This window comes from Mycobacterium asiaticum, assembly GCF_001668675.1.
Classification (GTDB): domain Bacteria; phylum Actinomycetota; class Actinomycetes; order Mycobacteriales; family Mycobacteriaceae; genus Mycobacterium; species Mycobacterium asiaticum_D.
On the sequence record NZ_LZKQ01000128.1, the window covers coordinates 1 to 11,221 of the forward strand.

The window sequence follows — 11,221 nt, forward strand, 5'->3', positions numbered from 1 at the left end:
GCACGATCCGGCGGCCGGTCCGTCCGCCAGATCACCGGCCAGCAGTTCCCGGATGATCGCGTCGTGCTCGGCGCCGGCGCGCGGTTGCCGCGTGCGTTGTCGGCCGCTGGTGTTCCGGTTGCGGCTCCGGCGATTGGTGGCTCGCTTGCTGACGAGCCGGCGGCGCGTGCGCTACTCACCGTCTTGGCCGCGACGGCAGACGGGCTCGACGGCGACACGGCGCTCGCCCTGGTGTCCGGTCCGATCGGGCGGGTCGATCCAGTGTCGCTTCGCCAGCTCCACAGGACGCTGCGTCGCAAGGACGTGACGCTGGTCGAAACGTTGGACGGCGACGACCCTCTGTCCGGCCCGCAGTCGGCCGCCCTCCGCCGGGTGCGGGCGGTGCGGGCGGCGGCGGCCCGGTGCCATCGCGACGGGCAGGATCCCCGCTACACCCTGTGGGCGGCGTGGCACCGGTCCGGCTTGCAGCGGCGCTGGTTGTCGGCCATCGAGCGGGGTGGGCCGGCGGCGGCTCAGGCCGCCCGGGACCTGGAGGTGGTGACCGCACTGTTCGACATCACCGAGGACTACGTCTCCCGAACCGCCGGCGCGTCCTTGCGCGGGCTGATCGAGCACGTCGCGGCGTTGCAGCTACCGCCGGCCAACCGTGAGCCGGCCGCCGAAGTCGAGCAGGTTCGGGTGCTCAGCCCGCACGCCGCGCTGGGCCAGGAATGGGACCTGGTAGTTATCGCCGGTCTGCAGGACGGCCTGTGGCCCAACACGATTCCCAGGGGCGGCGTCCTGGCCACCCAGCGGCTGATCGACGAACTGGACGGCGTCACCCAGGATGCGTCGATGCGGGCGCCACTGGTGGCCGAGGAGCGCAGGCTGCTGGTCGCGGCGATGGGCAGGGCGCGCCGCCGATTGCTGGTGACGGCGGTAGACAGCAATTCGGGGGGAAGTGGCCAGGACGCCGCTCTGCCGTCGCCGTTCTTCTTCGAGATTGCCCGCGAGGCCGGCCACGAAAGCGTTGCGCCGCAGCCGGTCTCGACTCCCCGGGTCTTGTCTACCGCGGCGGTGGTGGGCCGGTTGCGCGCGGTGGTATGCGCGCCGGACGGCGCGGTGGACGGCGCCGCCCGCGCTTGTGCCGCAACACAATTGGCTCGACTCGCAGCGGCCGGCGTGCCGGGTGCCGACCCGACCGGGTGGCACGGCCTGGTCCCGGTGAGCACCGCGGCCGCGCTGTGCGGCCCCGACGATGCCGTCACGCTGACACCGTCGACCCTGCAGACCCTGACCGACTGCCCGCTGCGCTGGCTGGCCGAACGGCACGGCGGGACCGACCCGCGACCGCTGCGGTCCACCATTGGTTCGGTGCTGCATGCGCTGATCGCCGAGCCCGGCAAGACCGAATCGCAGCTGTCCGCCGAGCTCGACCGCGTGTGGCAGCACTTGGCGTTCGACGCTGACTGGCATTCGGCCAACGAGCTGACCCGGCACCAAGCCATGCTCCGCGCATTCCTCGAGTGGCGAACGCAGACGCGCGGTGAGCTGACCGAGGTGGGCGTAGAAGTCGACGTCGACGGCGTACTCGACACTCCGGGCGGAAGGAAAGTCCGGTTACGCGGCCGGATCGACCGGCTGGAACGTGACGGCGCCGGGCGGCTGGTCATCGTGGACGTCAAGACCGGCAAGACACCGGTCAGTAAGGACGACGCGCAGCAACACGCCCAGCTGGCGATGTATCAGCTGGCGATCGCCGAGGGCATGCTGCCCGCCGGTGACGAGCCGGGCGGGGCCCGGCTGGTCTATCCCGCTAAGACCGGAGCGGCCGGTGCCACCCAGCGCGAGCAGGATCCGCTGACCGAGCAGGCTCGCGAACAGTGGCGCGCCCTGGTTCGGCAGGCGGCCGAGGCCACCGCCGGACCGCAGTTCGTCGCCCGGCGCAACGACGGCTGCTCGCACTGCCCGATCCGGCCGTCCTGTCCGGCCCACACCGAGGCGGCGGCGCAATGAGCCCCCGCTACAGTCCGGCCGAATTGGCCGTCGCGCTGGGCGTTTTCCCGCCCACCGACGAGCAGGCGGCGGTTATCGCGGCCCCGCCGGGCCCACTGGTGGTGATCGCGGGCGCGGGAGCCGGCAAGACGGAGACCATGGCCGCGCGGGTGGTGTGGCTGATCGCGAACGGTTACGCCGAACCCAGCCAGGTGCTCGGGTTGACCTTCACCCGCAAGGCGGCCGGCCAACTGCTGCGCCGCGTCCGGTCCCGGCTGGCCCGGCTGGCCGGCGCCGGTATGGGATCCCCGGCGGGCGGTGAGCCGGCCGGCACGCCGACCGTCAGCACTTACCACGCGTTCGCCGGCGCGCTGCTACGCGAATACGGCCTGCTGCTGCCGGTGGAGCCGGACACCCGGCTGCTCACCGAAACCGAGCTCTGGCAACTGGCTTTCGATGTCGTCGCCGGCTACCGCGGCGAACTGCAGACCGAGAAGACGCCGGCGGCGGTTACCTCGCTGGTGTTGCGATTGTGGGGCCAGCTGGCAGAGCACCTCGTCGACACCGACCAACTCCGCGACACCCACGTCGAGCTGGAGAGGCTGGTGCACACCCTGCCCGCCGGGCCACACCAGCGCGACCGCGGCCCCAACCAGTCGCTGCTGCGCATGCTGGCCACCCAGACCGAACGCGCCGAGCTGGTGCCGCTGCTCGACGCCCTGCGCGACCGCATGCGCACCGACAAGGTGATGGACTTCGGGATGCAGATGGCATCCGCGGCCCGGCTGGCTGCGACGTTCCCCCAGGTAGGGAAAGATCTGCGCAGCCGGTACCGGGTGGTGCTGCTCGACGAGTACCAAGACACCGGGCATTCCCAGCGAATCGCGTTGTCCTCGCTGTTCGGCGGCGGCCTGGATGACGGCATGGCCTTGACCGCCGTCGGCGACCCGATCCAATCGATCTACGGTTGGCGGGGTGCTTCGGCGACCAACCTGCCGCGGTTCACCACCGACTTCCCACTCTCCGACGGCTCGCCGGCGCCGGCGCTGGAACTGCGGACCAGCTGGCGCAACCCGCCCCGCGCGCTGCAACTCGCGAACGCCATTTCGGCCGAGGCGCGCCGGCGCTCGGTCGCGGTGCGTCCGCTGCGGCCGCGGCCCGATGGCCCGCCAGGGACGGTGCGCTTAGCGCTGCTGCCCGACATCCAGGTCGAGCGGGAGTGGATCGCCGACCACATACAGGAGCGCTACGCAGTCGCCCGCGCCGACGGTGCTGCCCCGCCGACGGCGGCGGTGCTGGTGCGTCGTAACGCCGACGCCGCGCCCATCGCGGATGTGTTGCGCGGCAGAGGAATTCCGGTGGAGGTCGTCGGTCTGGCCGGTTTGTTGTCGATCCCCGAGGTCGCCGACCTAGTGGCCATGCTGCGCCTGGTCGCCCTGCCGACGGCCGGCGCGGCCGCGATGCGGGTGCTCACCGGGGCGCGCTGGCGCCTCGGCGGTCGCGACATCGCCGCGTTGTGGCGGCGCGCGCAGGAGTTGGGCGGCGCAACGCGGCCAACGGACCCGCCCACCGCCGAGGCGATCGCGATGACCGCCGATGCCGACACCGCCTGCCTGGCCGACGCCATCTCCGACCCCGGGCCGGCCGACGGCTATTCGGCCGCTGGATACGCCCGCATCAATGCCCTGGGTGCAGAACTGGCCGCTCTGCGCGGCCATCTCGGCTACTCCCTGCCCGACCTGGTTGCCGAGGTGCGTCGGGTGCTCGGGCTGGACTGCGAGGTCCGCGCCACCGCCGCCGGCGAGTGGTCGGGCACCGAGCACCTCGACGCTTTCACCGACGAAGTCGCGGGCTACGCCGAGCGGGCCGGCGCAGGGGCCCATCAAGCCACGGTGGGTGGGTTGCTTGCCTACCTTGACGTTGCCGCCGAGGCGGAGAACGGTTTGGCGCCCGGCGCGCCGGCCGTCGCCCGCGACCGCGTCCAAGTGCTTACTGTGCACGCCGCCAAGGGACTGGAATGGCAGGTCGTCGCGGTTGCGCACCTGTCCGGCGGCACGTTCCCGTCGACCGCGTCGCGTAGCAGCTGGCTCACCGACCCCGGCGAGCTGCCGCCGTTGCTGCGCGGCGACCGTGCCGGGGCCGGAGCGCTCGGCGTCCCGGTGTTGGACACCTCGGCCGTGACTAACCGAAAGCAGCTGTCCGACAAGATCTCCCAGCATCGCGCCGAACTCGACCAGCGCCGCGTCGACGAGGAACGCAGGCTGTTGTATGTGGCGGTGACGCGGGCCGAGGACACGCTGCTGGTATCCGGGCATCACTGGGCAGCCACCGGCATCAAACCGCGCGGCCCATCGGAATTCCTGTGCGAGCTCAAAGAGATCATCGACCGTTCCGCCGAGGCGGGAGAGCCCTGCGGCACCGTCGAGCAGTGGGCGCCAGCGCCTGCCGAAGGGGACCGAAACCCATTGCGGGACACCGTTACAGAAGCGGTATGGCCTGCCGACCCGTTGGCTGCCCGGCGCGGTGACGTCGAGCGCGGGGCCATGCTGGTCAGCCAAGCGACAACGGCGGACACCGGCGGGCCCGATGTGGAGGGCTGGATTGCCGATGTGGACGCGCTGCTGGCCGAGCGCGCCCGTACGACGCGTCCGCCGCGGCGCACGCTTCCCAGCCAGTTATCTGTCAGCGGCCTGGTCGACTTGGCGCGCGACCCCGAGGCCGCAGCCCAGCGCCTCATCCATCGGCTGCCCGCCCGGCCGGACCCGCACGCTCTGTTGGGCAACGCTTTCCACGCCTGGGTGCAGCAGTTCTACGGGGCCGAATTGTTGTTCGACCTCGGCGACCTACCGGGTGCGGCCGACTCCGAGGTCGGTGACTCGGCGGAACTGGCCGCATTGCAAGACAAGTTCACCGGCTCGCCGTGGGCCGCCCGCACCCCGATCGCGGTCGAGGTGCCCTTCGAGATGCCGATCGGCGACACCGTGGTGCGAGGGCGAATCGACGCGGTCTTCACCGATGCCGACGGTGGCATCACCGTGGTGGACTGGAAAACCGGTGAGCCGCCGCGCGGCCGGGAAGCCCGGCGTCAGGCAGCGATCCAGCTGTCGGTGTACCGGCTGGCCTGGTCGGCGTTGCACGGCTGCGCGGAATCGATGGTGCGTACCGCCTTTTACTACGTGCGCAGCGGCATCACGATCACCCCCGACGAGCTGGCCGGCGCCGAAGAGCTGGCCGCACTGCTGGAAGGCTCCGGTCACCCCTGCACGGCCTAACCGTGGTTACATGAACTCCGTGGCGAAGGGTAGCTGGCGGCGACTGCGGCGGCTCGACGAGAGATTGACGGCCCAGCCCAGCTACGCGCTCGTCGGTGTGCTGCGCATACCGCAGGGCCAATCCAGTCCCGCGAGCATCATCACCAGGCGGATCACCATCGCCCTGGCGGCGTTGTTCCTCGCGGCCGTCACCGTCTACGTCGACCGAGACGGCTACCACGACTCGCAGGGTGACCGCCTGACGTTTCTCGATTGCCTGTATTACTCGGCGGTGACCCTGTCGACGACCGGTTACGGTGACATCACCCCCATCTCGGAATTCGCGCGGGCAACCAATGTCCTGATCATCACGCCGCTGCGCATCGCATTCCTGATCTTGTTGGTCGGTACGACGCTCGAGGTGGTCACCGAAACGTCCCGACAGGCACTGAAGATCCAGCGTTGGAGGAACAGAGTGCGTAACCACACCGTCGTGATCGGCTATGGCACCAAAGGCAAAACGGCCATCGCGGCCATGCTCAGCGACGAGATGACCCCGGGCGAGATCGTCGTCGTCGACACTGACCGGTCGGCGCTGGACCGCGCCGCCTCCGCCGGACTGGTCACCGTCAGCGGCGATGCGACGAAATCCGATGTGCTGCGGCTGGCCGGGGCGCAGCACGCGGCGTCGATCATCGTGGCCGCCAGCCGCGATGACACCGCGGTGCTGGTCACCTTGACCGCGCGGGAGATATCGCCCAAAGCCAAAATTGTCGCGTCGATCCGCGAAGCCGAGAACCAGCACCTCCTGCAGCAGTCCGGTGCCGACTCGGTCGTGGTGTCCTCGGAGACCGCCGGCCGGCTACTCGGCCTGGCCACCACCACGCCCAGCGTAGTGCAGATGATCGAAGACCTGCTGACCCCCGATGAGGGCTTGGCCATCGCCGAACGTGAGGTCGAGCAGTCAGAGGTCGGCGGCTCGCCGCGCCATCTCAAGGACATTGTGCTGGGGGTGGTGCGCGACGGCCGGCTGCTGCGGATCGGTGCGCCCGAGGTGGACGCCATCGAGGCCAGCGATCGGCTGCTGTACGTGCGTCAGGGCCAGGAACGATAGGACGTGGACTTCCGGCTGCGTGACATTCCGCTGTTGTCGCGCGTCGGCGCGGATCGCGCCGACCAACTGCGCACAGACGTCGATGCCGCCGCGGCCGGCTGGGCCGAAGCCGCGCTGCTGCGGGTCGATTCCCGCAACCAGGTGCTGGCGGCCGACGGCAAGGTGGTGCTCGGCCCGGCGGCGGCACTGGGCGACAAACCGCCGCCCGAGGCCGTGTTCCTGGGTCGCATCACGGACGGCCGGCACGTCTGGGCCATCCGAAGCCCACTGCAGCCGCCCGAAGACGGACCCGAAAATGTCGAGGTACTTGACCTGCGCCGGCTCGGGCGCATCATCGACGACACCAGCAGCCAACTGGTGTCGTCCGCGCTGGCGCTGTTGAACTGGCACGACAGCGCCGGGTTCAGTCCGGTGGACGGCACCCCGACCAAGCCGGCCCGGGCTGGATGGGCACGCGTCAACCCGCTCACCGGGCACGAGGAGTTCCCGCGCGTCGACCCGGCGGTGATCTGTCTGGTGCACGACGGCGCCGACCGGGCGGTGCTGGCCCGCCAGGCAACCTGGCCGCCGCGAATGTTCTCGCTACTGGCCGGGTTCGTCGAAGCCGGTGAGTCGTTCGAGGTCTGCGTGGCCAGGGAGATCCGCGAGGAGATCGGCCTGACCGTCCGCGATGTCCGCTACCTGGGCAGCCAGCCCTGGCCGTTCCCGCGCTCGTTGATGGTCGGGTTCCACGCCGTGGCCGACCCGGACGAGGAGTTCGCGTTCAACGACGGCGAGATCGCCGAGGCCGCCTGGTTCACCCGCGACGAGGTGCGCGAGGCCCTGGACGCCGGCGATTGGTCCAGCAGGTCGGACTCGAAACTGCTTCTGCCCGGGTCGATTTCGATTGCCCGGGTGATCATCGAGTCCTGGGCCGCTATTTGATCCGCTCGGTGATGCTGTCGAGGATCGTCGCGGCGATCCGCTCGGCCGGTTCGATGCCCAGCACACCCACCGACATCAACACCGTGTTCTTCACGCGGTACTGATGGCTCCACCCGTTGTCGGTGATCCGCAGCGTGCCCGGGCTGGGTTTGTCCAGCTTGAAGTCGTACTTGGGGTCGTGCAGCGCGACGCAGGCGTTCAGCGACGATTCCAGTTGGTCCAGTGCGTTGCGCGCGGCGTGCGTGTCGGGGTAGATCGCTACGGCCTGGCTGACCGAGTCCACCAGGGCCAGCCCGCCCGGGTCGATGTCGTCGGTCACCCCGCTGTAGCCGGCGCTGCGGAACTCGGTCCACCCGCCCGCGAAGGTGAGGTCACTGGTGCCGGCCGCCCGGCACGGACCCGGCGCGTTCACGTCGCCGGACGGCGGATGCCGCAGGTCGGCGTGCGCGTGCGCGGTCAGCTCCTCGTAGTTGGCGATGCGCCGCACCTCTTCGACGCTGACGATCAGCGCGTCGGCACTGGGTGTGCCGGTTGGGGTCGCGGCCGGGGCGTTGTGGTGCGAGCAACCGATAAGCACTGCACAGCAGACGACCACAACCACTCGCCGGGCCAGCGCCGATGCCATGGAGCTAATCGTAAAGGCGACCAGACCCAGTGCCGTGCACTCATTTCGGCCGAGTCGGCCTCAGCCGGCGGCGTGGGCCAGCTTGGCCTTCACCTCATTCGCGCTCGGGTTGGTCAGCGTTGACCCGTCGGCGAACTTGACGGTCGGGACGGTGCGGTTGCCGCCGTTGACGGAGCTGACGAAGTCCGCGGCCGCCGGGTCCTGCTCGATGTCGACCTCGTCGTACGAAATGCCCTGAGCCTTGAGTGCGGTCTTGAGCCGGAAGCAGTAGCCACACCAGGTCGTCGAGTAAATGGTCAGCGCAGCGTTGGTCATGACCCCTTAACGTAGCCGGGCGATGAACAATTCCGAGCGCGACCCCGACGGCCGGGCCGACACACCAGGTTTGTCGGCCGGGACTGTCAAGATGGACGCCATGCCGGTGGTGGCCGACCCGTTGATCACGGGACTGGACGACGAGCAGCGTGAGGCCGTGCTGGCCCCGCGCGGTCCGGTCTGTGTGCTGGCCGGCGCCGGGACCGGCAAAACCCGCACCATTACCCACCGCATCGCGCAGCTGGTGGCCGGTGGCCACGTCGCGGCCGCCCAGGTGCTGGCCGTCACCTTCACACAGCGCGCTGCGGGGGAGATGCGGTCGCGGTTGCGCTCACTCGACGCGGCGGCGCAGCTCGGTTCGGGCGTCGGGGCTGTGCAGGCGCTCACCTTCCACGCCGCCGCGCACCGTCAGCTGCGGTACTTCTGGCCGCGGGTGGTCGGCAACACCCGCTGGGAACTGATGGACACGAAGTTCGCCGTCGTCGCCCGCGCGGCCGCCCGCTGCCGGCTCAACGTCAGCACCGATGACGTACGGGACCTCGCCGGCGAGATCGAATGGGCCAAGGCGTCCCTGATCGTCCCGGAGGACTACGCGAGCGCGGTGGCCGCCGCCGGCCGCGACACCCCGATGGACGCCGAGAAGGTAGTGGCCGTCTACACGGCGTACGAGGCTCTGAAGGTGCGCGACGAGGCCGTCACGCTGCTGGATTTCGACGACCTGCTGCTGCACACCGCCGCCGCGATCGAGAACGACGCGGCGGTGGCCGCGGAGTTCCGCGACCGCTACCGCTGCTTCGTCGTCGACGAGTACCAGGACGTGACGCCGCTGCAGCAGCGGGTGCTGACGGCCTGGCTCGGTGACCGCGACGACCTGACCGTCGTCGGGGACGCCAACCAGACCATCTACTCGTTCACCGGGGCCTCGCCGCGCTACCTGCTCGACTTCTCGCGGCGCTTCCCGGATGCGACGGTGGTGCGGCTGGAACGCGACTACCGGTCCACCCCGCAGGTGGTGTCGCTGGCCAACCAGGTGATCGCCGCGGCCCGGGGGCGCGTCGCGGGCAGCAAGCTGCAACTGATCGGGCAGCGCGAACCGGGCCTGGCGCCGTCCTTCCGCGAACATCCCGACGAGGCCACCGAGGCCGCCGCCGTCGCCGCCCAGATCGCCGCGCTCATCGAATCCGGCACCGCGCCGGCCGAAATCGCGATCCTCTACCGGGTGAACGCTCAGTCCGAGGTCTACGAGGAGGCGCTCACCGAGGCCGGCATCGCCTACCAGGTCCGCGGGGGTGAAGGGTTCTTCAACCGCCAGGAGATCAAGCAGGCGCTGCTGGCTCTGCGCCGCGCCGCCGAGCGCGGCACCGAGGGTGATCAACCGGGCCTGCCGGAACTGGTGCGCGGGGTGCTGGAGCCGCTCGGCCTCACCGCCGAGCCACCGGTCGGCACCCGGGCGCGTGACCGTTGGGAGGCGCTGGGCGCGCTGGCCGAACTGGTTGAGGACGAGGTGGCGCAGCGTCCGCAGCTGGACCTGCCCGGTTTGGTGGCCGAGTTGCGGGTGCGCGCCGACGCGCGCCACCCACCGGTGGTGCAGGGCGTCACCCTGGCCTCCCTGCACGCGGCCAAGGGGCTGGAATGGGATGCGGTGTTCCTGGTCGGTTTGGCCGACGGCACGCTGCCCATCTCGCATGCCCTCGCGCATGGCCCCGACAGCGAGGCCGTCGAAGAAGAACGTCGGTTGCTGTACGTCGGAATCACCAGGGCCCGCGTGCATTTGGCGCTCAGCTGGGCGCTGGCCCGTTCGGCGGGCGGCCGGCAGAGCCGCAAGCCGTCGCGCTTCCTCAACGGCATCGCGCCGCAGACCCGGGTCGAGGCGACACCGCCGAAGTCGCGCCGCAACCGGGGTCCGGCGCGCTGCCGGGTCTGCAACAAGGACCTGACCACGCCGGCGGCGATCATGTTGCGACGTTGCGAATCCTGTTCCGGCGACGTCGACGAGGACCTGCTGCTGCAGCTCAAAGACTGGCGGCGCGACACCGCCAAGGAACAGGACGTTCCCGCCTACATCGTGTTCAGCGACAACACGCTGATCGCGATCGCCGAGCTGCGGCCCACCGACGAGGCCGGCCTGATAGCCATCCCTGGCATCGGCGCGCGCAAGCTCGAACAGTACGGACCCGACGTGTTGGAGCTGGTTCGCCGAGCCCGCTGACGGTGCATTTCCGCAGGTCAGAAAATCGGTTGTCAGGCTGCGGTGGTATTCTCTACTCTCGATGCACGTTGGCCTCTGTCGAGACCCGGAAGGAGGGTGGCCCGCAATGATCACTACGAACATGACCGTGTTCGGCGTATCGGCGGCTACCCGCCTGCCCAAGGCGCATGCCGCCGCACCGGCGGCCGCGGGTAAGTACCGTGTCGCCGCCGCGACTGAAGCGTCCGTGAATCGGGGCTCGACGTAGAGACCCCCTAATTTCGCCAAATGGCCACGGACCCGAAGTCACCGGATCCGTGGCCGATTCTTTTGGGAGACAACCTCCCTGGTCCGGATCGCGAAGACAATCAACCGACCAGGAAGCAGGTGAACAGGACATGTCGGCTCTGACAGTCCCCAGACGGACGCAGCCGGTCCTGCCATGTCATGCCGGCGATCCGGACCTGTGGTTCGCCGAAACCCCGACCGACCTCGAGCGCGCCAAGACGCTGTGCGCCAGCTGTCCTATCCGGCGCCAGTGCCTGGCGGCCGCGCTGGAAAGGGCTGAGCCGTGGGGAGTTTGGGGCGGCGAGATCTTCGAGCGGGGATCGGTCGTCAGCCGCAAGCGTCCACGTGGGCGTCCTCGCAAGGAGGCCGCCTAGGGCGAGCAGACGCCAAAGCACCCGACACGCGCAGCGTGCGGGTGCTTTGGCGTCTGCTCGCGGGGGCCCCGGACTCGCGGGCGCCGCTAGACCAGCGCGGCCGCGTCCGGTTCGTTGAAGCCCGGGATCAACTCTTCGGTCAGCGCCTTGATCGGCACATGCGCATCG

10 protein-coding genes are annotated in these 11,221 nt (G+C 70.0%); 7 read left to right on the forward strand and 3 right to left on the reverse strand.

Annotated features, from left to right (window positions below; all coding sequences use genetic code 11):
* The 4 genes from A9X01_RS11235 to nudC form a co-directional block, all read left to right on the forward strand.
* On the forward strand, positions 1-1,995 hold a 1,995-nt coding region (locus tag A9X01_RS11235), incomplete at its 5' end, for a UrvD/REP family ATP-dependent DNA helicase (protein WP_172832490.1).
* Entirely contained in the window at positions 1,992-5,246 is a 3,255-nt protein-coding gene (locus A9X01_RS11240) for an ATP-dependent helicase (protein WP_065120850.1), read from the forward strand. The genes A9X01_RS11235 and A9X01_RS11240, both read left to right, overlap by 4 nt.
* A gap of 10 nt (positions 5,247-5,256) precedes the next feature.
* A complete protein-coding gene (locus tag A9X01_RS11245; RefSeq protein WP_065120851.1) occupies positions 5,257-6,339 on the forward strand; it encodes a potassium channel family protein in 1,083 nt (360 codons plus the stop codon).
* Between the two features lie 3 nt (positions 6,340-6,342).
* Positions 6,343-7,263 carry an NAD(+) diphosphatase gene (gene nudC, locus A9X01_RS11250; RefSeq protein WP_065120853.1) on the forward strand — a complete coding sequence of 307 codons (921 nt, stop codon included), beginning with the start codon at positions 6,343-6,345 and terminating at the stop codon, positions 7,261-7,263.
* Here the strand turns inward: nudC and A9X01_RS11255 are convergent.
* On the reverse strand, positions 7,256-7,888 hold the full coding sequence (locus A9X01_RS11255) for a sensor domain-containing protein (protein ID WP_065120855.1): 633 nt from the start codon (positions 7,886-7,888) through the stop codon (positions 7,256-7,258). The genes nudC and A9X01_RS11255 overlap by 8 nt on opposite strands.
* Positions 7,889-7,948: 60 nt before the next feature.
* Entirely contained in the window at positions 7,949-8,203 is a 255-nt protein-coding gene (gene mrx1, locus A9X01_RS11260) for a mycoredoxin Mrx1 (protein ID WP_065120857.1), read from the reverse strand.
* 100 nt (positions 8,204-8,303) lie between these two features.
* On the opposite strand from mrx1, the gene A9X01_RS11265 reads away from it, so the two are divergent.
* The 3 genes from A9X01_RS11265 to A9X01_RS29010 all read left to right on the forward strand — a co-directional run bounded on the left by A9X01_RS11265 (position 8,304) and on the right by A9X01_RS29010 (position 11,053).
* Entirely contained in the window at positions 8,304-10,412 is a 2,109-nt protein-coding gene (locus tag A9X01_RS11265; RefSeq protein ID WP_172832491.1) for an ATP-dependent DNA helicase UvrD2, read from the forward strand.
* Between the two features lie 106 nt (positions 10,413-10,518).
* Positions 10,519-10,659 carry a hypothetical protein gene (locus A9X01_RS29810; RefSeq protein WP_155772030.1) on the forward strand — a complete coding sequence of 47 codons (141 nt, stop codon included), beginning with the start codon at positions 10,519-10,521 and terminating at the stop codon, positions 10,657-10,659.
* A 130-nt stretch (positions 10,660-10,789) separates the two neighbouring features.
* Complete coding sequence (locus tag A9X01_RS29010; RefSeq protein WP_081282326.1) at positions 10,790-11,053, forward strand: WhiB family transcriptional regulator; 264 nt, start codon at positions 10,790-10,792, stop codon at positions 11,051-11,053.
* Between the two features lie 86 nt (positions 11,054-11,139).
* Here A9X01_RS29010 and A9X01_RS32210 read toward each other — a convergent pair.
* On the reverse strand, positions 11,140-11,221 hold an 82-nt coding region (locus A9X01_RS32210), incomplete at its 5' end, for a hypothetical protein (RefSeq protein WP_436405260.1).